Raw genomic sequence first — 23,761 nt, forward strand, 5'->3', positions numbered from 1 at the left:
CCAAGAACGGACTAGACGAGCCTTGCGGCTTCGAGCAGCCGTGCACTGGCGCGGCCCGCCCGGACCCGATCCTCACTCGACACCGCCAGAGCGCTGTAGCCGGCCTTGGTCTTCATACCCAGCAGCGTCCGCAGATCGTTCGCAAGCCCGCGGTCGACCTTGCCGAGCAGGACAGCTGCCTCATTGTGGTTGTCGCCCGCCGCATGCTCGCCGAGCCGCGCGCAGCACATCACGTCTGCGGCGGCAATGCCTGCGTGCACCAGGAGCGTGACGTACGCGTCGGCCACATCCTCGGCCTGGTCAGCGAACGCCTCGATCGTCGCCGCAGCATCCGCGAACTGAGCGGCCTTCGACAGACGCCCACGGCGGGTCGCCGCCGTACACGGCGAGGTCCTAGGCATCTGCCCGCCAAACCCTGTCGCTGCCCGCCAAGGGAATGCCCTCGGCACGGACGGCGACCAGCACCGGCTCGCGCTCGGCAAGCCCCTGTCGCGCCTCGGTCCCGCTCATCTCCAAGACCCGAAGGTCGTTCCCGACCCACGCAGTGGCAGCCTCGGACAGAGCAGCGACGTCGACCTCCCACTTCTGCCGCTCGAGTTCATCGAGCCGATCTGGCGGAATCAAAAACAGATCGACGTCGCTGTCTACCCGCATGTCTCCGCGAGCCGCCGACCCGAAAAGCGCGCCGTACGCCGGTTGATGCGTGAACTCAGCTAACCCGAGCCGGAGCTTCTCGACGAACCGTTGCCGCAGTCCGGCGAGCTCGACGATCGCGGGCGCAGCCAAGTGCTTGCGGCTCAGCTGGTAGGTGAAGGCGTTGCCGCGGCGGGTGGCAGCCACGATGCCCTGGTCCGTCAGCCGGGCCAACGCCTTCCGAACCCCACTCAGGGAGTGCTCGCCGATCAGTCGGTGCACCTCTCCAGGGGTGAACTCGGCCTCCGCTGACGCCAGCGCAAGCAAGATGTCACCATCCACGGTGGGCGTGACAACGAGGAACGGCCGCTCGAGAAGCACCCTCAACACCTCCTGACGTGGACTATAGTACACGTTCGCGCACAATAGTGCGCGTCACCTTCAGGCGGTGGCGCGGTGGAGGGCGACGATGCCGCCGGAGAGGTTGCGCCATTCGACGTCGCGCCAGCCGGCGTCCTCGATCATGTGGGCGAGGCCCTGCTGGTCCGGCCAGGCGCGGATCGACTCGGCGAGGTAGACATAGGCGTCGGGTGACGACGACACCACGCGGGCGACGGCGGGGAGCGCCTTCATGAGGTACTCGAGGTAGGCGATCCGGAACGGCGCCCAGGTCGGCGTGCTGAACTCAGCCACAACCAGCCGGCCGCCGGGCCGGACCACGCGGCGCAGCTCGCGGAGGCCGGCGTGCGGGTCGACGATGTTGCGCAGCCCGAACGAGATCGTGGCGTGGTCGAAGGTCTGGTCGGCGAACGGCAGCCGGGTGCCGTCACCGGCGGTGAAGGGCAGGTGCGGGCGCGCCTGCTTGCCGACCTTGAGCATCCCGACCGAGAAGTCGCAGGGCACGACCACCGCGCCCAGCTCGTGGAACGGCTCGCTGGAGGTGCCGGTGCCGGCGGCCAGGTCGAGCACCCGCTCGCCACGCTTGGCGCCGACCGCCTCGATCACGTCGCGGCGCCACCGCCGGTCCTGCCCGAGGGACAGCACATCGTTGGCGATGTCGTACCGCTTCGCCACCGCGTCGAACATCCGGGCGACGTCGGTCGGCTTCTTGTCCAGCTCAGCTCGGGCCACGGCGTCGATCGTAGAGCGTTGGCGCAGATCACAAACTCGTGACCGTCCCTGCGGCAACCAATCCCTCGTTCAGTGCGTCAACTGGGCAAGACTGAAAACACGCGAGCACCCATTGGGGGAAGTCATGAAGGCACTACGCGCGCTGGCGCTGATGGTGATGACGGTGTGCTTGCTGAGCGCGACTGCGTTCGGTGCGAGCTACGCCATCAAGCAGTTCGACGACGGCAGCAAGCCGGCGTCGTCGGGTACGCCGTCGGCGAGCCCGTCAGACGGGGGGACCGAGCCGTCCAACAGCCCGGAGCCGCCGTTCTCACTCCGGTCCGGCGACAAGGGCGAGGAGGTTCGGGAGCTACAGCACCGGCTGTTCCAGCTGCAGTGGCTGCCCGAGCTGACCACGGGTGTGTACGACGGGACCACCGTCGAGGCGGTCAAGGGCTTCCAGGGCAAGCGCGGACTCAAGGCGACCGGCGCGGTCGACCAGAAGACCTGGGACGCGCTGGTGAAGATGACCAAGGCGCCGACTCGGGACCAGAAGTTCAACGTCCTCAAGGCCGGCGCGACGCTGCACGGTCCGGGAGCCAGCGGCGACGACGTGCGCGCCGTACAGGCCCGGCTCAAGCAGATCGACTGGTACGCCGGTGACGTGACCGGAACGTACGACGCGGCGACCGTCACCGCGGTGAAGGGCTTCCAGGAGAAGCGCGAGATCCCGGTGACCGGCAACGTCGACCAGCGCACGCTGGACCGGCTGGTGGCGATGACCTACGAGCCGACCCACGAGGAGATGTACAACATCGAGCCTCAGCCTGGCGCCCTCGACCCGCGCTGCGGAGAAGGCCGGGCGCTGTGCGTGGACAAGACCACCCAGAGCATGCGGTGGGTGATCGACGGCAAGGTGCAGTCGACGTACGACGTCCGCTTCGGCTCCGCCGAGCTGCCGACGCGCGAAGGCGCCTTCTCGGTCTACCTGAAGTCGCGCGACCACGTCTCGAAGCTCTACGGGACCTCGATGCCGTTCGCGATGTTCTTCTCCGGCGGCCAGGCCGTGCACTACTCCCCCGACTTCGCCGCCAACGGCTACAACGGGGCGTCGCACGGCTGCGCCAACATCCGCGACTACGACGGCATGGCCTGGCTGTTCGACCAGGTCAACGTCGGCGACAAGGTCATCGTCTACTGGTCGTAGGTGGGCTTGGTTTCGAGACGGTCGCAGAACGACCTCCTCAACCTGCGCAGTTCGCCGGTTGAGGAGGTTGCGCAGCAACCGTCTCGAAACCAGCGGGCCCACCATCCCGTCAGAGTGAATCCGGCCACTGCGGTAGCCGCTTGTGAACCGATTCCCATTACGCTCGGTCCATGACGAGGGATCTGGAGGGCGACGAGCAACCACTCGTCGTACGCACGGTTCCGCTCGACCTCGACCCTTCGGCATCGCTCCTCGACCTGGTTCCCGACGAGGCGCCCGTGTCCTGGTTGCGTCGCGGCGACGGTCTGGTGGGCTGGGGCGTCGCGGCTGAGGTACGGACCAGCGGCGCGACCCGCTTCTCGGACGCCGCGAAGTGGTGGAGCGAGATGGTTGCCCGCGCGATCGTGCACGACCACGTCGACGAGCCCGGCAGCGGGCTGGTGTCGTTCGGCTCGTTCGCGTTCGGTGACGAGCCCGGCGACTCTGTGCTCGTCGTACCCAAGGTCGTGATCGGCCGCCGCGGCGACCGCTCCTGGATGACCGTGGTCGGCGACTGGCCGGCCCAGGCGCTCGCCGCCGCCGAGCCCGCAGTGGCGCCGGCCGGGGTCAGCTTCGCCGACGGCGCCCTGGACAGCGAGGCCTGGATGACGGTGGTCGCCGACGCCGTGTCCCGGATCAGTGCCGGCTCCCTGGAGAAGGTCGTCCTCGCGCGCGATCTGGTCGCCACCGCGTCCGCGCCGATCGACGTCCGCTGGCCGCTCGCCCGGCTGTCGTCGGGCTATCCGATGTGCTGGACCTTCCACGTCGACGGCCTGTTCGGCGCGACCCCCGAGATGCTGGTACGCCGCGAGCGCGGCCTGGTCACCTCGCGGGTGCTGGCCGGCACCATCCGCCGTACCGGAGACGACACCCACGACCTCGCCCTCGCCGCCGCGCTGGCCCGGTCGTCGAAGGACCTCGAGGAGCACGAGTACGCCGTCCGCTCGGTCGCCGACTCGCTGGAGCCGCACTGCTCGTCGATGAACGTGCCGGAGGTGCCGTTCGTCCTGCACCTGCCCAACGTCATGCACCTGGCCACCGACGTGGCCGGCGTGGTCCACGACGCGGAGACGGTCTCCTCGCTCCAGCTGGCCGAAGCACTCCACCCCTCGGCCGCCGTCGGTGGCACTCCCACGCCCGTGGCGGTCTCGCTGATCTCCGAGATCGAGGGCATGGACCGCGGCCGCTACGCCGGCCCGGTCGGCTGGATGGCCGCCGACGGCGACGGTGAGTGGGGCATCGCCCTGCGCTCGGCCAGGGTGTCCGGCTCGTCGGTACGCCTGTTCGCCGGCTGCGGCATCGTCGCCGAGTCCGACCCCGAGGCTGAACTCGCCGAGTCCCAGGCCAAGTTCGTCCCGGTCCGCGACGCCCTCGGCAGCGCGTGAGCCGGGAGACGAGTCCGCGCCGACCCAGAGGCAGAGTCGGCGCAGACGATCCTCAGGGCATGGTGTACTCGACGCGGAGGTAGTCGGCCTCGTCCTGCTGACCGTCGTACCCGATGGTCAGGCCGCCGACGACCTCGTCCCCGGCACGGGCAAACTCGCCCTCGCTGTTGAGCGCCTTGCAGTTGCCCACACTGGGGAACGTCCAGCCCGGGGCGGGCTGCCAGACGATCGTCCCGTTCCTGACCAGGTGGACCGTCCAGTCGGACTTGCCGGTTGCCTTCCGGTTGCACGCGACGCTGGTGAAACGCCTGCTGACCGCGCCGGTGGACGTGGTGCACTTTCGCGTCTTGAGGTAGTAGTCCACGTCGTAGCCGTGGTCGGGGAGCGAAGCGTGGTCGACGGTCGTCCACGCGCCACACGAACTATCCGCCGACGCGGCAGGCGTGGCGCCGGTCAACGGCGCCAGACTGGCGATGAGCGCCGTCGCGGCGACGGCGACGCCCGCTCGTGCCCCCAGGATCTCGGAAGGGTCTGACAAAGATCTGACAGCGAGTCGGGCCGCGCGGAGAGCTCTCGGTAGCCTCTGCCCATGCGTCGTGGCCCCGCGCTCGAAGTCCGGCTCCTCGGACCACTCGAGGTACGGCTGGGCGGCGAGCAGGTACAGATCCAAGGCCCTCGCCCGCGCGCACTGCTCGCCGTACTCGCGCTGTCCGCCAGCCGTCCCGTGGCGACCGACACCCTCTTCGATCGGGTCTGGGGCGACGACCTTCCCGGCGATGTCCGGGGCAGTCTCTATGCCTGTGTACGCCGCCTGCGTGCGGTGCTGGGCGACGACGCGATCAGCAACGACAGCGGCCGCTACACCTTGCACGCCGAGCCGGACGCGGTCGATGCGCTGAGGTTCACGCGACTGCTCGACCAAGCCCGGATCGCGCCGCCCGCCGACGAGCAGCGGCTGGTCCGGGAGGCGCTGGCCCTCTGGCGCGGCACACCCTTCGACGAGCCGCTGTCCGACTGGCTGAACCTGGTCGAGACCCGGCGGCTGACCGACCGCCACCTGGCCGCCGTCCAGCACCGCATCGACGCCGATCTCGCCGAAGGCCGCCACGCCGAGGTGGTGGCCGAGCTCCAGGAGCTGACCGCCACCCACCCACTCCGCGAGCCGCTGTGGGCGCGGCTGCTAATCGCGCTCGACAAGGTGGGCCGGCCCGCCGAGGCACTCGACGCCTACGAGCGGATCCGGGTCCGGCTGGCCGACGAGCTCGGCATCGATCCCAGCCCAGAGCTGCGCGAGCTCCATGCCGCCCTGCTCGCCGGGACCCCGGTCGTACCGGCGTCGGCGGGCACCCCGGCGGTCGTCGTACCGCAGCAGCTGCCGGCCAGCATCAGCGGCTTCACCGGCCGGAGCACTGTGCTGCGCCTGCTGGACAAGCACCTGGCCGAAGCCGGCGGCCCGGACCACCAGCTCGAGATTCTGGCGCTGCACGGGCTGGGCGGCATCGGCAAGACCACGCTCGCACTGCACTGGGCGCATCAGGTCCGCGGCGAGTTCCCCGACGGCCAGCTCTTCGTCGACCTGCGCGGATTCGGGCCGGGCGAGCCGCTGTCGCCGGCGACCGCGCTCGACATACTCCTCTGCGGTCTCGGCGTCCCCGGCAACCAGATCCCGGCCGACATCGACGGCCGGAGCTCGATGTTCCGCAGCCTGCTGGCAGGCCGCCGCGTTCTGCTCGTGCTCGACAACGCACGTGGCGCCGAGCAGGTCCGGCCGCTGCTGCCCGGCTCCGGGTCGGTGGTGCTGGTGACCAGCCGCGGCCAGCTCCGCGGTCTCGCCGCCCGGGAGGGCGCCCGGCGGATCGCCGTGGACACCCTGTCCGAGGCGGAGGCCGAGGCGCTGCTGCTGAGCCGGCTCGGCGACCTGCACGCGCCCGGCAGCGCCGCTGACCTGTCCGAGTTGGCGCGGGCCTGCGGCTACCTTCCGCTCGCCCTGGTCATCGCCGCGGAGCGCGCCGCCCGCCAGGCGACGGGTGGTCTGCACAGCGTGGTCGCCGAGCTCCGCGACGAACGCGACCGGCTGGCCGCGCTCGATGCCGGCGACGACGAGACCACCAACCTGCGCGCGGTCTTCTCGTGGTCCTACCAGGCACTCGACGCCGACACCGCCCGAATGTTTCGCCTGCTCGGGCTGCCGCCCGGAACCGACATCAGCGCGCCGGCAGCTGCCGCGCTCGCCGGTACGTCGCTCAGCAAGGCGCGCGGTCTCCTCGACCGCCTGGTCGACCGCAGCCTGATCGACCAGCGCGCCGGGGGCCGCTTCCAGCTCCACGACCACGTACGTGCCTACGCCGCCGAGCTCGCGGAGGCACATGACGGCGAGGACGAGCGCCGTGCCGCGATCGTGAGACTCTTCGACTGGCTGGTGCACTCGACCGCTGCCGCGAAGCGGGCACTCAACCTGGATCCGCCACTGGTCCCCAGCGATGCGTACGAGTGCGACATCGAGCCGATGGCGTTCGCAGACTCTGCTCAGGCCGCGGCCTGGCGCGACGCGGAGATGGGCACCCTGATCGCGGCGGTCTATGCGGCCACCGTTGCAGGTCACCACCAGGCCACCTACCGGCTGGTACAGGCAGTGTGGAGCCCCGGGGGCCGGGCCGCGCCGGCCGACGAGATGTTGCGGCTCACCACACTTGCCGTGGACGCTGCTCGCGCGGCGGGCGAGGTCCAGGCCGAGGCGCACGTGTCGAACCTCCTCGGCCTCGCTCATCGACAGCTCGCGGACTTCGGCACCGGGCACACTCACTTCGAGCACGCCCTTGCCCTCTTCGAGCACAGCAAGCACGAGCGTGGTCAGATCGCCGCTCTCGCCAACCTGTGTGCGAACTGTGTCCGTCGCGGCCAGCATGCCGAGGCCGCCGACTACGCCCAACGCTCGCTCGCGTTGGCGCGCCGGACAGGCAACTCGCGAGAGCTGACCACGCCGCTGAACCACCTTGCCTACGCCTACCTCGCGACGCACCGGTACGACGAGGCGGCCGAGGCCTGCCTGCAGGCCATCGAGATCCATCGGCAGCTGGCAAGGCACGATGAGGAGGTCAGCGTCCTGGACACGCTCGGTCTGGTTCGCCTCGCGCAGGGCCGGCCCGACGACGCGGCAGAGTGCTTCCAGCCCGCCCTGCAGTACTTCGTCGAGGCCGGCAACCGTTGGGCCGAAGGCGCCGTCCTGGTCAACGTGGGTCGCGCCCAGCTCGCGCTCGGCCATCCCGACCGGGCCCGCGCGGCCTGGGAGCAGGCCGTGCACATCTTCGACGAGGTCCGTGCGGGCGACGAGCCGGAGTTCAGCCGGACCGAGCTGGTTCAGCTGCTCGCCGACCTCCCTCCGGCCGCCGCTGCTCAGCGTTAGCCGCCGTTGGCGAGCACCCTCAGCCGGTCGTAGGAGCCGTTGAAGTAGTTCTGGTCGAGCGGAGTCGAGGTGTACTGCCAGAACGTCCAGAACGGCCACCCGCCCGGAAGCGTGCCCGGGGAGCTGGAGTACCGGGCGACCCACAGCGGGTTGGTGGTGTTGAACGCGGTGGAGTTGCCGGTGCACGGCGACCACCAGTTGTACGCCGTGTAGATCACCGCGTCGCGGCCGGTCAGCTGCTTGTAGCGGGTGGTGAAGTCGCGGATCCAGCTGACCAGCTGGGACGCACTCATGCCCCAGCAGGACGGTCCGTACGGGTTGTACTCGATGTCGAGCACGCCGGGCAGCGTCTTGCCGTCGCGGGACCAGCCGCCACCGCGGGCCACGAAGTACTCGGCCTGCGCGCGGCCGCTGGAGTCGTTCGGGTTGGCGAAGTGGTAGGCGCCGCGGATCATGCCGATGTTGTAGGAGCCGTTGTACTGCTGGGCGAAGTAGGGGTTGCGGTAGTACCTGCCCTCGGTCGCCTTGACGTAGGCGAACCGCTTGCCGGCGTTCCACCACGACGCCCAGTTGACGTTGCCCTGGTAGCTGGCCACGTCCATGCCGGCGACGGTCGCGGCGAGGCGGGTCTGGGCCTCCGGTGCGTTGCCGGTCTCGGGCGTCTTCCAGCCGAGGTAGCCGCCGTTGGCGGTGGTCACCCCCTCGCGCTTGGCGGCGGCGGTCGGCGTACGGTCGGTGCGGTTGTCGCGGTCGGACGGTACGTCGACGGCGTTGGTCGGTGGTGCGGCGAGGGCCAGAGTGGTGAGTGCGGCGGCGGCCGTCGCTGCGAGCGCGCGAAGCCGGGTCTTCGTGGGGGACATAGCCGAGATTCCTCTCACGGTGGGGACGGATCCCCACCGTGCCCTCGGCACAAGCCCGGTGTCACCGGGCTTGTCCGCTAGAGGTCAGGCTGTTGCGCGCTCCCGCACGGCGGTGTTCACGGCCTCGTCGAAGAGGAGGACGGCGGCGTCGCAGGTCGTGCAGCAGTACTCGAACGCGTCGACGGGGACGAGCAGCCGCTCGTCCCGGCAGTCCGGGCACATCGCCACCACACCGTTGTGGAGCAGTCGGTCGGAGGTGTTCATGTCCCCACGTTGGCACGTTCCAACGCCGAGGCGCGGCGCCACGCCGACGGGCCCTGCCAGTAGGCAAACACACCCGAGCGGGCCGGGTTTCGGCCCGATCGGCGCCCGTTTGCCTATCCGTGGGACCGGCGTGGCTCAGTCCAGCTCGATCAGGTCTGGGAAGCGAAGGGCCCGCCACCCGGCGAGGTCCACGGTCGCACCCGCGCGATAGGCCCGCCAGAGTGAGATGACTAGTCCATGAGTGACGACTGCAACCTCCTCCTCGGCGTGATGCCTGGCCCGAATGTTGCGGACCGCGGCGTCGAAGCGGCGGACCGCGTCGCTGCCGGTCTCCCAGCCGGGAGCGGCCGGGCGGTCGGGGTCGGCGAAGAGCTTGGCGACCAGCTGGTCGTAGTCGTCGGTCCAGCCGCCGCGCTGCACCTCCCGGAACCCGGCAACCGCCGTGACGGGCTCGGAGGTCAGGGCAGCCGCGGTGTCGAGTGCCTTGGGCTCGTCGGAGGCGTACCAGTGGATAGTCCGGCCGGCGAGGCGGTCACGGAGCGCGGCGACCTCGTTCAGGCCCGCCGGGTCCAGACACCACTCCTCGGCCGGAGCAGTTCGGTCCTGGACGGTCCGGGCGTGCCGGATCAGAGAGAGGGTCCGCCCAGCGCTCGACGAGGTCGAGGAAGGCGGCGGAGGCGGTGGCACGGGCGCCGTCCGGGTCAGTGGGCGGGACGCGCTCGTACGACGCCTCGCCGGCGGCGAACTGGGTGGCGACGAAGTCGCGGATCGGGGTGGGGTCGGCCCCCACGCCCAGCTCGCGGGTCACGGCCTTGGCAGCGACCAGCTCGGCGATCGCCTCGGCGACGGCGGCCGTTGGCGGCGCTTCTGCGAGCAGCTCAAGCAGGTTCATCGGCGGCGCGGTGCCGTCGTGGAGCGTCATCCAGTGCAGGGCGCACGCCGGGCGCAGCGCGTAGAAGACCTTCTTCAACAAGACCTCGTCGCCGTCGGCCGCGCCGGACCGGACCCACTGGTCGCGGCCCACGTGGAGGTAGTGGCGCCCAACGGCGGCCCTATCGGCGACTGCCTCGAACAGCGTGAGCAGGTCGTCGCGGAAGGCGGTCTCCCCGGCGTACACCAGCGGCGAGCGCAGCCACTCGGCGACGGTGACGTTGCCGCCGACGGCGAGCTGGACAGCTTTGACCAGGTCCCACCCGTTGACATCGAGTACGACGTCGAGCGGAGTCTCGACGACATCGCGTTCCCGCCACGGGGCGGCGTACGCCGACATCGGCCGGACGAAGATGAACCGGCAGTCGTAGTCGCTGTCCGGCGACGGGAAGCCCCACGCCCGCGAGCCGCTCTCGACGGCCCACGGGACCGCCACGCCGTGGTCGCGCGCCACGCCGCCGAGCCGCTCGTCGATGGCCGCGGCCACGTTCGCGTCCATGTCGGGCGCGAGCGATCTCACGGGAGGTCGGTGCCGTCGGCCAGCCGGTGGTAGGCGAGGCCGGCGGCAGGCAGGAAGTTGCCGGCGTGGGTGTCGAAGACGGCCGCGCCGAACTCGGAGTAGACCCGGTCGTGGATCGCCAGGTTGCGCGGGGCGGTGACCCGGCGGGCAAAGTCGATTGCCTCGCTGGCGCGCATCCACGGCGCGGAGACGGGCAGGCAGAGGACATCGACCGGCTCGCCGGGCTCCTCCAGTGCGTCGCCCGGGTGGTAGAGGCGCGAGCCACCGGCGGTCACGACGTACCCACAGTTGAACACCCGCGGGTACTCCGCGTGGATCACGGCGTGCAGCTCGCCGACGGTGCGCACCCGCAGCCCAGCCGCCTCGAAGACCTGGCCCGGCCCGACAACAGTGACCCGTTCGGCGACCTCGGGCGACTCGGCCCGGATCTTGTCGGCGACGGCCCCGATCGTGAACACCGCCGCGTCGGAGTCGCGCAGCAGGTCGACAGCGACGTGGTCGGGGTGCTCGTGCGTGATGAGTACGGCGTGTGCCCCGTCCAGCGCATCCGGTGTCGCGAACATGCCGGGGTCGAGCACCACCACGTGCCCGTCGTGCTCGACCCGCACACACGCATGCCCGAACTTGGTGATCCGCATGGGACCCACGCTAGCCCGGGAGTCGTGGGCCTCAGGGGATGAGTTCGGGTCCTCTGAGACCCACGACTTGAACATCAGGGCTGGGTGAAGCGGCCGGTCAGGGTGACGCCGGAGTACGCGGCGTAGCCCTGGACGAGGACGTGGTACGTGCCGGCCCGAGCCGTGGTGATGTTGCACGTCTCGGTATTGGTGGAGCTCCACGAGCGGCAGTCGTAGCTGCTCGTCGTGGGCGCCGTACCGAACTTCACGTAGAGGTCGGCGTCACCGGTGCCGCCGGCCAGCGTGAACCGCAGCCCGGTCGCGCCCGCCGGGACCACCAGCGTGTAGCGGGTCGCCGAGCCCCGGGCGCCGGAGATCCCGGTGACCGGGACCCCGTTGGTCAGCACGTTGGGAGCCGTGCCGCCGCTGATCGTCCAGGTGAACGACATGGAGCCGGTGGCCTGGGTCGAGTCCTTCGCGGTGACGGTGGCGTTGAAGGTGCCGGCCGCGGACGGCGTACCGGAGATCAGCCCGCTGGTCGCGTTGATCGACAGGCCGGTCGGCAGCCCGGTGGCCGAGTAGCTCAGCGTCTCGCCGGCGCCCGAGGAGGACGCGGTGATCTGCAGCGACGCCGCGGTGCCGACGGTGCCGGTCTTCGCGCCCGGGTTGGTGACCGTCACGGTGTTGCCGGTGCCGCTCTGCACCGCCTTGAGCGCGTCCACCTCACCGGAGCCGAACTTGGTCGGGTTGTTGAGGTTGATCGCCTGCGCGCCGAGGGCGTCGCGGATCTGGGTCGGCGTCCAGTCCGGGTGCTCACCGGCGAGCAGCGCGGCAACGCCGGCGGCGTGCGGCGAGGCCATCGAGGTGCCGGACAGGGTGGCGTAGCCGCCGCCGGGGACGGTCGAGTAGACGCTGGAGCCGGGTGCGGCCACGTCGATCTTGTTCAGGCCGTAGTTGGAGAACGACGACAGCGCCTGGGTCGAGGTCAGCGACGACACGGTGACCACGCCGGGCAGCTCTGTCGGTACGTCGAGGCACGCGGTCGTGATCGGACGGCTGACCGGGGTCGAGTCGTTGGGGCTCGACGACTCGCTGGACGGCTTGTTGGCCAGGTCGGTCGAGTCGTTGCCGGCGGCGGCGACGTTGACCACGCCCTTGCCCACGGCGTACGCCGTGGCCCGCTTGACGCCCTCGGTGATGGCGGCCTGGTCGACGTTGGTCGGGCAGAGGTACATCCACGGGTCGGTGTAGTAGCTGTTGTTGGTGACCTCGAAGTCGTGGTCACCGGACCACATGAAGGCGCACACGGTGTTCTCGGGGAAGAACAGGCCGCTCGGGGTCTCCGCCACCCGGACCGAGGCGATCTTCACCGTCGGGGCGACGCCGATCATGCCCTTGCCGTTCTTGGCGGCGGCGATGGTGCCGGCAACGTGGGTGCCGTGCTGGTCGGTGTCGCGCCAGGAGCCCGCGCGGCTGTCGGCCTTGCCGTAGGCACAGGACGCCGAGTTGGCGGCGTCGAAGTTGTCCTTGAGGTCGTAGTGCTGGTCGTCGACCCCAGTGTCGAGGACGCCGACGGTCACCGACGGCGAGCCGGTGTCGATCGCCCAGGCGTCGTCGGCGTTGATCTGGGTCATGTCCCAGCGGTTGGTCTCGCTGGCGGTCGGCGTGCTCTGCGAGGGCGACGACGGGATCGTCGGCGCGTACGCCTCCTGCGGTACGTCGCTCGTCCGGGTCGCGCCGACCTGCTGCACGTTGGCGTTGCCGCGCACCGTCGAGGCGAAGCTCGCCGAGGTCGAGTGCGCCACGATCACCCCGATCGCGTCGTACGACGAGAAAACGGTGCCGTCGGCCGCGGTCACGGCCGCCTTGCCCTCGGCGACCTTGGCCGGGTCGGTGATCACGAAGTAGGACCGCAGCCCGGCCTCCCAGCCACGCACCTCCGCCAGCGAGGCGTTGGGCTTGGACGGGCTCGCGTTCTTGCCGTCGTACGGGACCGGGTCGCCTGCGACCGACGGCGCCGACTGGGCCGGCACGGCGAGCGCCAACCCGGCGGTGAGCGCCGCCAGCGCACCGGCTATGCCGACCCGACGGACGCGAGCTGAGGTACGAGACATCCGAGACTCCGTTCCGAGACAGGAAGATGGGGCAAGACTGCGCACATCTTGCTGAGCGATCGTCGCGAGCGATACCCCGGAACCGGAGAAAGTGTTGGCAGAATCAGGCGATGGCAGGATCAGGCACCATGACCGCGCTGCCGCCGGGAGTCCGGATCCGTCCGGCCACGCAGGCCGACGCCGCGGCCGGCGCCGCGCTGCATCGAGCGTGCTGGCAGGAGGCCTACGCGCCGTACGCCGACCCCGGGCGCCTTACCGAGGCCACCGCCGACGAAGCCGACTGGGAGAGCCGCTGGCGACAGCAGCTCGCCGCCGGGCCGCCGCGGCAGCTCGCCGTACACGAGGGCCACGGTCTGGTCGGCTTCGGCGTCACCGGGCCGTGCCGGGACCCCGACCTCGCCCATGCGGACGAGCTGTACGCGCTCTACGTCCGGCAGGCGTGGTGGGGCAGCGGGCTCGGCCAGGCCCTGCTGGACGCCGTACTCGGCGCGAACGCGTGCTCGCTCTGGGTGCTGGAGGACAACGCCCGGGCCCGCCGGTTCTACGAGCGCAACGGCTTCGTCACCGACGGGTCCCGGGAGCTGTACGAGCGGCTCGGCACCTGGGAGGTGCGGCTGGTCAGATCAGCACTGAGCACGGTCGTGCTATTCTCGAACTCGTGAGCAAGGGTCAGGAGACCAAGACCGCGATTCTCGACGAGGCCGCCCAGGTCGCGTCGAAGGTCGGCTTCAATGCGCTCACCATCGGTCACCTCGCCGACGTGACCAGCATGAGCAAGAGCGGCCTGTTCGCCCACTTCCGCTCCAAGGAGCAGCTCCAGCTGCAGACCCTGGAGCACGCCCGCCAGCAGATGGTCGACGTCGTGATCCGGCCGGCGCTGCGCGCGCCGCGCGGCGAGCCGCGGGTCCGCGAGCTGTTCGACCGCTGGCTCGACTGGGCCACCGACACCCTCTCCGGTGGCTGCATCTTCGTCGCCGCCTCCTTCGAGTACGACGACCAGCCCGGGCCGATGCAGGACGCGATCGTCGGCCAGAAACAGGAGTGGCGCGACCTGGTCGTCGGCGTCACCCGGATGGCGGTCACCGAGGGCCACTTCCGCGCCGACCTCGACCCGGAGCAGTTCGCCTTCGAGTTCGAGGCGATCACCGTCGGCTACCACCTCTACGTCCGGCTGCTGCACGACGAGCAGGCGGCCAACCGCGTACGCACCGCGTTCGAGTCACTGCTCGCCGCGGCCCGCCCGACCTAACCACTCAACGAGGAGTTCTCTTCATGGCCAAGGTGTCCTTCAAAAAAAGTACGACCGTTCGTGTTAAAAATGTCAGTTTGCGTAGGTTCTTCCGCACAGCCGAGGTGATCGCACCGTCGCTCGGCGGGCGGCTGGCCAGGCACCTGTGGTTCTCTGTGCCGGCCGGGCCGAGCCGGGTCCCGCTGCCCGACGGCGGCCGAAAGGTCTCGGTCACCGTCGGCGGCCAGACCGTCCGCGGCCACGTCTGGGGCGAGGGCCCGGTCATCTACTTCGTGCACGGCTGGGCGGGCAACTGCACCCAGTTCGCGGCGTACGTCGGGCCGCTGACCGCGGCCGGGTACCGCGTCGTACTCTTCGACGGCCTCGGTCACGGCGAGTCCGACCCCGGCCTGCAGGGCCGCCGCCGTACCAACGGAATCGAGCTCGGGCACGCGCTGGACGCGATGGCCGCCGAGTTCGGGCCGGCGCATGCCGTGGTCGCGCACTCGATGGGCACGATCGCGACCTACCTCGCGCTTCGGTTCGGCTGGACCGGGACCGCACGGCTGGTGCTGCTGGCGCCGATGGTGGAGGCGGCGTCGCTGTTCGCGGCGTTCCAGGAAGCGCTCGGGATCGGGCCGCGCACCAAGGCCGCATTCGACCGGCTCACCAAGGACTGGGTCAGGATCCCGGTCGACGAATTCGACGCCCGGATCCAGGCCAGCTACGCAGACCCGCTGCCGACCCTGGTCCTGCACGACCGCAAGGACCGGCAGACGCCGTACACCGACGCCGTCGCGCTCGTCGACGCCCTCCCCGACGCTGAGCTGGTCAGCACCGACGGCCTAGGCCACAACCGGATCATCAGCGACCCCGGCGTCCTCCGCGAGGTCGTCATGTTCCTCACCGACACCCGCGTGGACGAGTACTCCGTGGCCTAAATCTGGATAGTCGGCGCCCCCCAGCCGGGGACGGGTCAGCCGCCGCAGGTGCCGTACTGGGGCTCGTGGTCGATCAGCAGCCAGCCGTCGTCGGTCTTCTTCGCCTTGAAGCCTCCGAGGCGGCAGGCGTTACCACCCCAGTCGGCGAACTGGTCGGTCACCTCGGGGTAGTCCTCGTCGAACGCGTCGGCGTAGTCCAAGGCAACGTCAGCCTTGTCGGCCGCCTCCGCATCCACGGCGCCCGAGCAGCTCTCGGCACCGGCCGACTGCGCGTAGGCAGCCTGGCCTTCCTCGGTGAAGAGAGCGCAGACACCGTCGTTGTCCGCCTCGGCCAGCCGGGTCGCGAACTCCCTGTGCAGGTCCTCCGGCGAGGCCTGGGCATCGGTCGAGCTGCTGCCCTCGCCCGTGCCACCGCCGTCCCCGTCACCGCCGCCGTCGTCCTCGCCGCACCCCACTGCTGCCAGTCCGATCAGCACCACCGTCGCGATCTCCGCCTCATCGTCGCCCCGTTCTGAGAGAAGTAAATTGCCGCACCGATCCAAGCAGAGCCGGGGTCCGGGTTGCCACCCGGTCCAGGGCGGCATGGGACGAAGCGGTGTCACCCCGTGACGTGGTGCACGTAGCACCAGCGCCAGTCCTCGCCCGGCTCGGCGGACTCGATGACGGCGTGGGTGGTGTCGTAGAAGTGGCCGGTGGCGTGCCGGGCGGGTGAGGAGTCGCAGCAGCCGATGTTGCCGCAGTGCAGGCACTGGCGCAGCGAGACCCAGGTGCCGCCGTCGGCGACGCATTGCGCGCACACCGGCGACGGCTCGGTCTCGACTGCGGGGTGCTCGTCGAGGTGGGCACAGCCCGCGCCTCGGTTGACTCCTGCTCTGGTCACGACCAGCTCCTCCCGTTCGCGCGACGCCACGTCGATCATGGACTCCTCGACGTCGAGCATGGCAAGTACGTCGGCCACCACGTCGGCCGGCACCTGCCCGGACGACCGCACCTCCAGCACTCTCCCCCGCTCGGCCTCGATCATCGCCAGCCGGGCACGCGCGTAGAGCTCGCTCGGTGGCTCACTGTCGGACGTGGTGGCCAGCCGCTCCCACGCCGCGAAGTTGCGCTGGTCCACGCGCTGCCGGATCAGGTCGGTGACGCCGTGCGGGTCGTCGTACTCGAGCCTCTCCAGCTCCTTGAGCCCGGCCTTGGACGCCTGCTGCAGCAGGGTTGCCCGGGCCAGCGCGTCCTCGTTCGGGTCGGGCGCCGGGACCTGCAACCGCCGGGCCAGCCACGGCAGGGTCATGCCCTGGATGAACAGGGTGCCGGCCAGCACCGAGAATGCGATCAGCAGCAGGATCTCGCGGTGCTCGGTGTCCTCCGGGATCACGAACGCGGCCGCCAGCGTGACCACGCCACGCATGCCGGCCCAGCCCAGGATGAACGTGTACGACGCCGGGGGGCGCCGGCCGCTGTCCCGGTCACGGCCCGGCCGCACCAGCAGGTAGCGCGCCGGGAAGACCCACAGCAGCCGGAGCACGATCACCGCGACCAGGGTGGCCCCGCAGACCAGGGCGATCCGGCCCGCGCTCACCTCGGACTCGCCGACGTCGCGCAGGATCCAGCGCGCCTGCAGGCCGAGCAGCAGGAACACCGCGTTCTCCAGCAGGAAGGCGATCGTCTGCCAGTTCATGCGCTCCGCGATCCGCGACTGCGCGGTCTGCAGGATCGGCGCCTTGTGGCCGAGCAGCAGGCCGGCGACCACGACGGCGAGGACGCCGGACGCATGCACCTTCTCGGCGGCGATGTACGCCGCGAACGGGGTCACCAGCGAGATCGCGGTGTCCAGCAGCGGGTCGGTGACCCGCTTGCGCAGCCAGGCGACCACGATGAACGCCACCAGGCCGAACAGCACGCCGCCGCCTGCCGCCAGTGCGAAGTCCGTGCCGACCTCCAGCAGTGTCACCCCGCCTGCACCGGCCGCGATGGCCGTCCTTAGCGCCACCAGCGCGGTCGCGTCGTTGAGCAGCGCCTCGCCCTCGAGGATGGTCACGATCCGCCGCGGCAGCCCGATCCGGCGCGCGATCGCGGTGGCCGCCACCGCGTCAGGCGGAGCCACGACCGCGCCGATCGCGAACGCCGCCCACCAGCTGATGCCCGGCAGCAGGGCGTGTACGACGACCGCGACACCGGCCGTCGTGAACGCCACCAGCCCGATCGACAGCAGCAGGATCGGGCGCCGGTTGGCGTTGAAGTCGACCAGCGAGGTCTGCACCGCGGCGGCGTACAGCAGGGGCGGCAGCAGGCCCAGCAGCACCACGTCGTGGGGCAGATGGACCACCGGGATCCCCGGGAGGTACGACGCGGTGATGCCGACCGCGATCAGCAGCAGCGGCGCCGCCAGGTCGAAGCGCTCGGCGATCGCGGTGACCGTTAGGACGGTGACGGCGAGCAGGACGAGGTAGAAGGCGATCTCCACCGCAACAGTGTCGTGCCTTGAGCCCTAGGAGGTGCGCATTCGCCCGCGGAGTGGCTGGCGCCGGCCCTAGCGTCGGCCCATGCTGTCCAGAGAGAACGTCAAGATCATCGCCGTCGCCGCCGGCTGCCTGGTGGTCGGGCTGTCCCTGCCCGCGGCCGCCGAGCAGGCCCGCGCGATCTACGCCAACAACTCCGACAAGGTCGACGGCAAGCACGCCGTCGGCGCTGGGGCGAGTACGGCGCAGCGCAAGGGCAAGCTGGTCGCCACCAGGCCGACCACCGGCCGGCTGCCCGACAACATCATCAAGAAGGCGCCCGACGCGTCCCGGCTCGGCGGCTACACCCACGCCGCGCTGCGCACGATCCCGGTGCTGGTCCAGGGCGGTGCGCTCGCCGGTGGTGCCAGCGTGACCCCGGCCGGTGAGGTGGTGCTGCCGGTGAACGGGTCCGCGGCGTACAGCTTCGTCGTACCGCCCGACTACAAGGCCGGCAGCCCGCTCTCCGCCGACATGGTCATCCAGCACGGCAACGGCGGTCCGTGCCGGGCTACGTTCCGGGTCGAAGGCGAGTCAGGTCCCACTTCCTCGGGGGCGATCAGCTTCGTCAACCGCTGGCGGTTCTCGGGCGACAGCATCCTCGGCACGGTCTCGTTCCCCAGCGGGTCCGGGTTGGTCGCGGCCAAGAAGACCGCGACCTGGCGCTACAGCGGCACCCGAGCCGGGCAGTTCATCCTGCTGACCGTGACCCGGATCAACCAGGCCGGCGACACCTGTGGCTCCGCTGCCGCCCTCCGCGGGCTGCTGATCCGGTACTGACCCCCGGCGGTCACGCCGTCGGCTGGGCGACCCAGAGCATCGGGTCGCCCCAGCCGAGGTCGGTGACGCCGTGCTTGCCGAGTGCCAGGACGACGAGGGTACGGCGGTGCGCGGCGAAGGTCAGCACGTGCGCGAACATGCCGCCGTACGTGAAGACCTCGGGCGGGTCGCACAGCGCATCGACGAACGTCTCGTCCAGGCGGCCGGCGTCGACGACCTCACGGACGTGGGTGAGGTAGGTCGGCCCCTCGGCGGCGAGCCGCTCGCGCAGCGACGAGAGCGACTCGTGCTCCTCGACCGACCAGTCGTACTCACGGTTCGCCAGCGCGGCGTTCCACATGCCCATCTGGCCGACCAGCCGGGACAGCAGGCTTCGGATCGTCTGCGGGTCGTCGTCGACGTTGAGCTCGATCGGCTCGTCGAGCTGCTCGTCGGTGAGCCGCTCGGCCAGCCGGACCATCTCGCCGGTGAGCCAGATGTGGTGCTCGACCATCTTGGTCAGCAGTTCCATGGCGGTGACTCCTTCTCGGGAGGGCAGCCGGATCGCTGCCGGTGGGTGGAAGTGCACGCCGCTCGGCGCCTCGAGCTGGATGTGCCCGGGAGACCGCCGCCACGCGCTCGGCGGCACGCCGTACCCCTTCACGAACGCCCGGGTAAACGCCTCGTGACTGCCATATCCCGCCTCGACCGCGATGTCGATCAGCGGGGCCTGGGTGGTGATCATCCGGTACGCCGCGCGCTCCAGGAGAATCCGCCGCCGGAACGCTCGCGGGGCCTCCCCCGCAACCGAGCTGATGATCCGGTCCAGGTGGAACCGAGACACATAAAGGCGACCGGCCAGCTCCTCCGCGGTGGCCGCGTGATCGTCCAGCGCCTCGGCGAGGGCGTCCACGAAGGCGACGAAGGTGTCGGCTGCGACGGTCATGCACTCATCCTGACGGCGGGCCGCGACGGTGGCTTGATCGAGCTTGCGCTGTAGCGCAGTCGAACTGGCCGGTCAGCGCGGCCGGCCTTCCTGCTCGCCACTGGCCTCAGTCGTGGCAGTGAGGCCGAGCAACAGCAGGTCGAGAACCCTGGTGACTGCCTCGCATGCCTCGGTCGAGTCCCCGTGGTCGCTCATCAGGACCCTGTGGATCGTTCCGACGAGCGCGAGCGCGATCGCGGCCGTGTCGGCCTCCGGCGTGATTCGGCCCAGCTTCTTCTCGTCCTCAAGGTAGGCGGCGATGACTCGTTCGATGTCCCCGAGGTTGGGAGACCGGTGACCTCCCGACTCGCGGAGCCGCTGGGCGAGGGTGGGCCGCAGTGCGATCACGCTGTGTACGGCGAGAAGCGGGGATCCGAGCAGCGTGGTCGAGGCGGCCCGGAGGTTGTCGACCACGGTCGCCCGGCCGACAAGACAGTGCAACTGCGCCACGTCCCCATGCGCTCGGCGGAACTGCTCGACGGCGAACGCGGCGAGAAAGCCGTCCAGGTCGGTGAAGTGATTGTGCAGCACGCCCTTGGCGCAGGCTGCCTCGGTGGTGATCGCCCGGCTGGACAGGGCGCTCGGGCCGTCGCGGAGCAGGAGTCGTTCCGCTGCCGCGAACAGGTTCTCGCGCAGCTCTGGGATGGCTACACCACGGGGCATCGGAAGGTCCTCTTGCGAGAATGGGCACTCGCCCATAGTCTATGGGCGTTCGCCCATACTAGGCCCGAAGGTGGAGAGTTGTCATGGAGCTCGCGATCCAGATCAGTGGTGTCCGCAAGGCGTATCCCTCGAACTCCGGGGAGTTTGTGGCCATCCACGACCTCGACCTCGAGGTCGCCGAGGGTGAATTCGTCGGGATCGTGGGCCGATCCGGTAGCGGCAAGACCACACTGCTGAACCTGCTGGCCGGCATCGACCGCGCCACGGCCGGAACGGTGCGGGTCGCCGGCGCCGACCTGGGGACGCTGTCGGAGTCGGGCCTTGCCGGGTGGCGCGGACGCCACGTCGGGCTGGTGTTCCAGTTCTTCCAGCTGCTGCCCACGCTCACCGTGGTCGAGAACGTGATGTTGCCGATGGACTTCGTCGGCAAGGTGTCGCCGGCCGAGCGCCGGGCCCGCGCGGAACGGCTCTTGGATCGCGTGGGCATCGGCGAACAGGCCGACAAGCTGCCCAGCACCCTGTCGGGAGGTCAGCAGCAGCGGGCCGCGATCGCCCGCGCACTCGCCAACGATCCGCCTCTGCTCCTGGCCGATGAGCCCACCGGAAACCTCGACTCAGCGACCGCCGACGACGTACTGGGGCTGTTCGCCGAGATGAACGCCGAGGGCCGGACCATCGTGGTGGTCACCCACGAACGCGACATCCGCTCCCTGGTCGGACGAGAGGTCACGCTGGCCGACGGCCGGATCGTCGCCGACGAGCGCGCGGTGGGGAGCACGCAGCGATGACCAGTCTGCTCACGGTCAAGCTGGTCCGCGACCTGAAGGCGACCTGGCCGCGGCTGACGATGATGGTGATCGCAATCGCGATCAGCCTGTCCGCATTCGGCGGGGTGCTGTTCGCGTGGTCGGCCAGCGGCCGGGAGACCGACGGCGCCTATGCGCGCACCGAGCCGGCCTCGGCGACGATCCTGCTCGACCAGGCCGTCGACGCCGAGCGCCTCGTGGCGCTCGCAGCCCAGGCGGAGCGCCGCCCCGACGTCCTGGTCGCGAGCGCGCGCACGCAGTTCACCAGCGAGGTCACGGTCGACGGCCGGATCCGCGAGATCCCGCTCCAGGTGTTCGCCGCCGGTCCTGACGACGCGATGCGGGTGGCCCGGTTCGATGTCGACCAGGCGTCGTGGCCACCCACAACCGAGGAGATCTTCCTCGGCGCCGACTCCCTGTCCTTGCTGGGGGTGAGCCTCGGAGACACCCTCACGCTGGAGACGCCGGCTGGCGACCCGCTACGGGTGCGGGTCGCAGCAACGGTCTATGACCCCAGCCTGGCCCCGTCGCCGCAGGAGCAGACCGGCCACGGCTACCTGGCCTCGACCGCGCTTGGGACCGCTGGACGCGCGGCCGAGCTCGACCAGCTCAAGCTCCAGGTCCCCGATCCCGCCACCGGCAAGCCCACCCGCGACCGCGACGCGATCGTGACCGCGGCCAACGACGTGGGCTCGTGGCTGGAGCAGGAGGCTGGCGTGACGGTCCGGGAGATCCAGGTTCCCGAGCCGTTCGAGCATCCGCACCAGTGGCAGGCCGACGCCCTGCTCGTCTCGCTGCTCGCCGGCGGCGCGGCGGCACTGCTGCTGAGCACGATCCTGGTCGCGAACATGCTCAACAACATGTTCACCCGACAGATCCCCCAGATCGGGATCATGAAGGCCACCGGCGCCAGCTCCGTCCAGATCGGGCGGCACTACCTCGCCACGACCCTGGTGGTGGCGCTCGCTGCCACGGCACTCGCGGTACCGGTAGCCGTCGCCCTGGGCCGCGTCGCCGTCGGCACCTTCCTGGGCTTCCTGGGCATCGAACCGGTCAGCCTGGCACCCCCGTGGTGGACCTATGCCGTCGTCGTGGTGATCGGCCTGGCTCTCCCTCCGCTGATGGCCGTGGTCCCCGTGGTGCGGACCAGCCGCACCACCGTGCGCGCCGCGATCGACCACCACGGCGGCGGAACCACCCCGCATGCGGCGACCGGCGTCCTAGCCCGGATCGGCCGGATCCGCGGGCTCAACCGCGGCCTGCTGATGGCGCTGCGCAACACCGTGCGCCGCCCGTCCAGGTTTCTGCTCTCGGTCGGCCTCCTGGCCGCAGCCGGCACCGTGTTCGTGTCGGGAATGTCGCTGAGCACCGGAACCGAGGCGATCACCGAGGAACAGAAGTCACAAGTCACCTGGGACGTCGAGGTCCAGCTTGCCGTCACCACCACCCTGGAGGAGGTCACGGAGCTCGCGCAGGGAGTGCCCGGCGTCCAGTCCGTCGAGGCCCTCCAGGTGCTGCCCGCCGGGGTCGCCGGGGAAGGCGAGATCCCGATCACCCGCACCTACCCCGACCAGGGCCACGGCCGGGTGTCGGTGACTGCGCTACCGGGGGATCGCCTCGCTGCCACCAGCCCAAAGCTGCTGGACGGCCGCTGGCTCCGGGAGGGCGAGACCGGCGCCGTCGTACTCAACCAGCTGACCCGCAAGAACACCGTGCCTGGCATCCGCTCCGGCGACACCGTCCGGCTCACCCTCAACGGACGCAGCACCAGCTGGCGCGTGACCGGCGTCATCGAGGAGCTCGCCGGCGGAAGCGGCGGGGTCTACACCACCACCGAAGGTCTCGCCCAAGCGCTCGGCCAACCAGCGCGTGCCAACCAGCTGCGGATCACCACCGACGCGCACGACGAGCAGACCCGACAAGCCGTAGCCGCCGCCGTCGGCCAAGCTCTGACCGACGCTGGGATCGAGGTCAGGTCGGCGGTCTCGATCAGCCGCAGCGAAGCCATCTCCGCCGGCCATCTCGGCCCCATCGTGCTGATCCTGCTCGGCGTTGCACTGCCACTCGGCGTGGTTGGCACCATCGGGCTCGCCTCCACGATGAGCGCCAACATTCTCGACCGCACCAGAGAGTTCGCGATCATGCACGCCATCGGCGCCCGGCCCAGGGCCGTACGCCGCATCGTGATCGCCGAAGGGCTCTTCCTCGCCCTCGCCAGCTGCCTGGCCGCGATCCTGCCCACCCTCGGCCTGACCGCCGTCCTCGGTGACGGGCTCGGCAACCTCTTCTTCTCCGCGCCCCTGCCCTACCGGATCTCGGCCGTAGCGGCCGGGATCTGGGTCGCCATCGTCGTTCTCGGCTCCCTGCTCGCCACCGACGCGGCCGCCACTCGAGCATCCCGACTCACCGTCCGCGACGGCCTCGCCTACCTATGACCAATCGGAGAACAACCATGCCCGACCCGCACACTGACACCGAGCGCCTGCCCCGCTGGGTCAAGATCACCGGCCTCACCATCGCGATCCTGGCCATCCTCGGCGTACTGATGATGACGCTGATCGGCGGCGGCGAACACGGCCCCGGCCGACACGCGCCCGGACGCGAGACCCCGAGCAGCGAGCCACCGGGACACACTCCGCCCGCCGGAGGTCACTGATGCCAACGCGTCAGCAGACGCTGTCGGTCAGTGGCTTGAAGCCGCGCAGCCGCAGGCTGTTGCTGACCACGAACACCGAGGAGAGTGCCATTGCGGCACCGGCCAGCATCGGGTTGAGGAGGCCGGCGGCGGCCAGTGGCAGGGCG

24 protein-coding genes are annotated in these 23,761 nt (G+C 70.4%); 10 read left to right on the forward strand and 14 right to left on the reverse strand.

Translation table 11 applies throughout. The features are described from left to right. Nucleotides 1–11: 11 nt before the first annotated feature. Genes DDV73_RS26480 through DDV73_RS26490 form a run of 3 tightly spaced genes read right to left on the reverse strand, consistent with a single transcriptional unit; the run spans nucleotide 12 to nucleotide 1,764 of the window. The gene (locus DDV73_RS26480) at nucleotides 12–401 is read right to left on the reverse strand and encodes a hypothetical protein (protein ID WP_109510272.1); all 390 of its coding nucleotides are present in this window, start codon (nucleotides 399–401) and stop codon (nucleotides 12–14) included. Continuing rightward, the gene (locus DDV73_RS26485; RefSeq protein ID WP_109510306.1) at nucleotides 394–1,014 is read right to left on the reverse strand and encodes a nucleotidyltransferase domain-containing protein; all 621 of its coding nucleotides are present in this window, start codon (nucleotides 1,012–1,014) and stop codon (nucleotides 394–396) included. Before DDV73_RS26485 ends, DDV73_RS26480 begins: the two co-directional genes overlap by 8 nt. A gap of 60 nt (nucleotides 1,015–1,074) precedes the next feature. Beyond that, nucleotides 1,075–1,764 (reverse strand): demethylmenaquinone methyltransferase, encoded by a 690-nt coding sequence (locus DDV73_RS26490; protein ID WP_109510273.1) that lies wholly within the window; start codon nucleotides 1,762–1,764, stop codon nucleotides 1,075–1,077. A gap of 124 nt (nucleotides 1,765–1,888) precedes the next feature. On the opposite strand from DDV73_RS26490, the gene DDV73_RS26495 reads away from it, so the two are divergent. Next, on the forward strand, nucleotides 1,889–2,950 hold the full coding sequence (locus tag DDV73_RS26495; RefSeq protein WP_240617498.1) for a L,D-transpeptidase family protein: 1,062 nt from the start codon (nucleotides 1,889–1,891) through the stop codon (nucleotides 2,948–2,950). A 170-nt stretch (nucleotides 2,951–3,120) separates the two neighbouring features. Then, nucleotides 3,121–4,374, forward strand: coding sequence for an isochorismate synthase (locus DDV73_RS26500; RefSeq protein ID WP_109510274.1), 1,254 nt, complete (start codon nucleotides 3,121–3,123; stop codon nucleotides 4,372–4,374). A 52-nt stretch (nucleotides 4,375–4,426) separates the two neighbouring features. Here DDV73_RS26500 and DDV73_RS26505 read toward each other — a convergent pair whose 3' ends face one another. Further along, on the reverse strand, nucleotides 4,427–4,912 hold the full coding sequence (locus DDV73_RS26505) for a hypothetical protein (protein WP_109510275.1): 486 nt from the start codon (nucleotides 4,910–4,912) through the stop codon (nucleotides 4,427–4,429). Between the two features lie 51 nt (nucleotides 4,913–4,963). Between DDV73_RS26505 and DDV73_RS26510 the strand changes: the two genes are divergently transcribed. Further along, nucleotides 4,964–7,777 (forward strand): AfsR/SARP family transcriptional regulator, encoded by a 2,814-nt coding sequence (locus tag DDV73_RS26510; protein WP_109510276.1) that lies wholly within the window; start codon nucleotides 4,964–4,966, stop codon nucleotides 7,775–7,777. Here DDV73_RS26510 and DDV73_RS26515 read toward each other — a convergent pair. From DDV73_RS26515 to DDV73_RS26540, 6 genes are all read right to left on the reverse strand, one after another. Further along, entirely contained in the window at nucleotides 7,774–8,637 is an 864-nt protein-coding gene (locus DDV73_RS26515) for a lysozyme (protein ID WP_109510277.1), read from the reverse strand. The two genes, DDV73_RS26510 and DDV73_RS26515, sit on opposite strands and share 4 nt — an antisense overlap. An 84-nt stretch (nucleotides 8,638–8,721) precedes the next feature. Continuing rightward, nucleotides 8,722–8,901, reverse strand: coding sequence for a hypothetical protein (locus DDV73_RS26520; protein ID WP_109510278.1), 180 nt, complete (start codon nucleotides 8,899–8,901; stop codon nucleotides 8,722–8,724). A gap of 135 nt (nucleotides 8,902–9,036) precedes the next feature. Next, nucleotides 9,037–9,531 (reverse strand): histidine phosphatase family protein, encoded by a 495-nt coding sequence (locus DDV73_RS29410; RefSeq protein ID WP_240617503.1) that lies wholly within the window; start codon nucleotides 9,529–9,531, stop codon nucleotides 9,037–9,039. After that, nucleotides 9,434–10,351 (reverse strand): nucleotidyltransferase domain-containing protein, encoded by a 918-nt coding sequence (locus tag DDV73_RS26530; RefSeq protein ID WP_240617499.1) that lies wholly within the window; start codon nucleotides 10,349–10,351, stop codon nucleotides 9,434–9,436. The genes DDV73_RS29410 and DDV73_RS26530 overlap by 98 nt, the downstream gene beginning before the upstream one ends. Then, on the reverse strand, nucleotides 10,348–10,989 hold the full coding sequence (locus tag DDV73_RS26535) for an MBL fold metallo-hydrolase (protein WP_109510280.1): 642 nt from the start codon (nucleotides 10,987–10,989) through the stop codon (nucleotides 10,348–10,350). Before DDV73_RS26535 ends, DDV73_RS26530 begins: the two co-directional genes overlap by 4 nt. A gap of 74 nt (nucleotides 10,990–11,063) precedes the next feature. After that, nucleotides 11,064–13,082, reverse strand: coding sequence for a S8 family serine peptidase (locus tag DDV73_RS26540; protein WP_109510281.1), 2,019 nt, complete (start codon nucleotides 13,080–13,082; stop codon nucleotides 11,064–11,066). A 110-nt stretch (nucleotides 13,083–13,192) separates the two neighbouring features. Here DDV73_RS26540 and DDV73_RS26545 point away from each other — a divergent pair, with 110 nt between their 5' ends. The 3 genes from DDV73_RS26545 to DDV73_RS26555 all read left to right on the forward strand — a co-directional run bounded on the left by DDV73_RS26545 (nucleotide 13,193) and on the right by DDV73_RS26555 (nucleotide 15,251). Continuing rightward, nucleotides 13,193–13,744, forward strand: coding sequence for a GNAT family N-acetyltransferase (locus DDV73_RS26545; RefSeq protein WP_109510282.1), 552 nt, complete (start codon nucleotides 13,193–13,195; stop codon nucleotides 13,742–13,744). Beyond that, complete coding sequence (locus DDV73_RS26550) at nucleotides 13,741–14,331, forward strand: TetR/AcrR family transcriptional regulator (protein ID WP_109510283.1); 591 nt, start codon at nucleotides 13,741–13,743, stop codon at nucleotides 14,329–14,331. Before DDV73_RS26545 ends, DDV73_RS26550 begins: the two co-directional genes overlap by 4 nt. A gap of 77 nt (nucleotides 14,332–14,408) precedes the next feature. Further along, entirely contained in the window at nucleotides 14,409–15,251 is an 843-nt protein-coding gene (locus DDV73_RS26555) for an alpha/beta fold hydrolase (RefSeq protein WP_161962541.1), read from the forward strand. 35 nt (nucleotides 15,252–15,286) lie between these two features. Here DDV73_RS26555 and DDV73_RS26560 read toward each other — a convergent pair whose 3' ends face one another. Both DDV73_RS26560 and DDV73_RS26565 read right to left on the reverse strand, forming a co-directional pair. After that, a complete protein-coding gene (locus DDV73_RS26560; protein ID WP_109510285.1) occupies nucleotides 15,287–15,730 on the reverse strand; it encodes a hypothetical protein in 444 nt (147 codons plus the stop codon). A 119-nt stretch (nucleotides 15,731–15,849) separates the two neighbouring features. Next, complete coding sequence (locus DDV73_RS26565) at nucleotides 15,850–17,712, reverse strand: Na+/H+ antiporter (protein WP_109510286.1); 1,863 nt, start codon at nucleotides 17,710–17,712, stop codon at nucleotides 15,850–15,852. Nucleotides 17,713–17,791: 79 nt separating this feature from the next. Here DDV73_RS26565 and DDV73_RS26570 point away from each other — a divergent pair, with 79 nt between their 5' ends. After that, nucleotides 17,792–18,526, forward strand: a complete 735-nt coding sequence (locus tag DDV73_RS26570) for a hypothetical protein (protein WP_109510287.1) — start codon at nucleotides 17,792–17,794, stop codon at nucleotides 18,524–18,526. A gap of 10 nt (nucleotides 18,527–18,536) precedes the next feature. On the opposite strand, the gene DDV73_RS26575 is transcribed toward DDV73_RS26570, so the two are convergent. Both DDV73_RS26575 and DDV73_RS26580 read right to left on the reverse strand, forming a co-directional pair. Continuing rightward, complete coding sequence (locus tag DDV73_RS26575) at nucleotides 18,537–19,451, reverse strand: helix-turn-helix domain-containing protein (protein ID WP_109510288.1); 915 nt, start codon at nucleotides 19,449–19,451, stop codon at nucleotides 18,537–18,539. Nucleotides 19,452–19,523: 72 nt separating this feature from the next. Beyond that, nucleotides 19,524–20,153 carry a TetR/AcrR family transcriptional regulator gene (locus DDV73_RS26580; RefSeq protein ID WP_161962542.1) on the reverse strand — a complete coding sequence of 210 codons (630 nt, stop codon included), beginning with the start codon at nucleotides 20,151–20,153 and terminating at the stop codon, nucleotides 19,524–19,526. Between the two features lie 83 nt (nucleotides 20,154–20,236). On the opposite strand from DDV73_RS26580, the gene DDV73_RS26585 reads away from it, so the two are divergent. From DDV73_RS26585 to DDV73_RS28545, 3 genes are read left to right on the forward strand one after another with little or no spacing between them, the layout of a single operon-like run. Further along, nucleotides 20,237–20,941, forward strand: coding sequence for an ABC transporter ATP-binding protein (locus tag DDV73_RS26585; RefSeq protein WP_109510290.1), 705 nt, complete (start codon nucleotides 20,237–20,239; stop codon nucleotides 20,939–20,941). Continuing rightward, nucleotides 20,938–23,394: an ABC transporter permease gene (locus tag DDV73_RS26590; protein ID WP_109510291.1), complete on the forward strand. Its 2,457-nt coding sequence runs from the start codon at nucleotides 20,938–20,940 to the stop codon at nucleotides 23,392–23,394. Before DDV73_RS26585 ends, DDV73_RS26590 begins: the two co-directional genes overlap by 4 nt. A 17-nt stretch (nucleotides 23,395–23,411) precedes the next feature. Further along, nucleotides 23,412–23,615, forward strand: coding sequence for a hypothetical protein (locus DDV73_RS28545; RefSeq protein ID WP_170126061.1), 204 nt, complete (start codon nucleotides 23,412–23,414; stop codon nucleotides 23,613–23,615). Nucleotides 23,616–23,761 lie beyond the last annotated feature (146 nt).

Origin of the sequence: Nocardioides speluncae, from assembly GCF_003121585.1 — a bacterium.
GTDB classification, from domain to species: domain Bacteria; phylum Actinomycetota; class Actinomycetes; order Propionibacteriales; family Nocardioidaceae; genus Nocardioides; species Nocardioides speluncae.

What these genes read in the sequence shown, in the direction of transcription:
- DDV73_RS26570 (WP_109510287.1), top strand. Translation starts at nt 17,792, where the DNA reads ATGCTGTCCAGAGAGAACGTCAAGATCATCGCCGTCGCCGCCGGCTGC.
- DDV73_RS28545 (WP_170126061.1), top strand. Translation starts at nt 23,412, where the DNA reads ATGCCCGACCCGCACACTGACACCGAGCGCCTGCCCCGCTGGGTCAAG.
- DDV73_RS26495 (WP_240617498.1), top strand. Translation starts at nt 1,889, where the DNA reads ATGAAGGCACTACGCGCGCTGGCGCTGATGGTGATGACGGTGTGCTTG.
- DDV73_RS26590 (WP_109510291.1), top strand. Translation starts at nt 20,938, where the DNA reads ATGACCAGTCTGCTCACGGTCAAGCTGGTCCGCGACCTGAAGGCGACC.
- DDV73_RS26510 (WP_109510276.1), top strand. Translation starts at nt 4,964, where the DNA reads ATGCGTCGTGGCCCCGCGCTCGAAGTCCGGCTCCTCGGACCACTCGAG.
- DDV73_RS26545 (WP_109510282.1), top strand. Translation starts at nt 13,193, where the DNA reads ATGGCAGGATCAGGCACCATGACCGCGCTGCCGCCGGGAGTCCGGATC.
- DDV73_RS26585 (WP_109510290.1), top strand. Translation starts at nt 20,237, where the DNA reads ATGGAGCTCGCGATCCAGATCAGTGGTGTCCGCAAGGCGTATCCCTCG.
- DDV73_RS26520 (WP_109510278.1), bottom strand. Translation starts at nt 8,901, where the DNA reads ATGAACACCTCCGACCGACTGCTCCACAACGGTGTGGTGGCGATGTGC.
- DDV73_RS26540 (WP_109510281.1), bottom strand. Translation starts at nt 13,082, where the DNA reads ATGTCTCGTACCTCAGCTCGCGTCCGTCGGGTCGGCATAGCCGGTGCG.
- DDV73_RS26580 (WP_161962542.1), bottom strand. Translation starts at nt 20,153, where the DNA reads ATGCCCCGTGGTGTAGCCATCCCAGAGCTGCGCGAGAACCTGTTCGCG.
- DDV73_RS26480 (WP_109510272.1), bottom strand. Translation starts at nt 401, where the DNA reads ATGCCTAGGACCTCGCCGTGTACGGCGGCGACCCGCCGTGGGCGTCTG.
- DDV73_RS26500 (WP_109510274.1), top strand. Translation starts at nt 3,121, where the DNA reads ATGACGAGGGATCTGGAGGGCGACGAGCAACCACTCGTCGTACGCACG.
- DDV73_RS26515 (WP_109510277.1), bottom strand. Translation starts at nt 8,637, where the DNA reads ATGTCCCCCACGAAGACCCGGCTTCGCGCGCTCGCAGCGACGGCCGCC.
- DDV73_RS26535 (WP_109510280.1), bottom strand. Translation starts at nt 10,989, where the DNA reads ATGCGGATCACCAAGTTCGGGCATGCGTGTGTGCGGGTCGAGCACGAC.
- DDV73_RS26575 (WP_109510288.1), bottom strand. Translation starts at nt 19,451, where the DNA reads ATGACCGTCGCAGCCGACACCTTCGTCGCCTTCGTGGACGCCCTCGCC.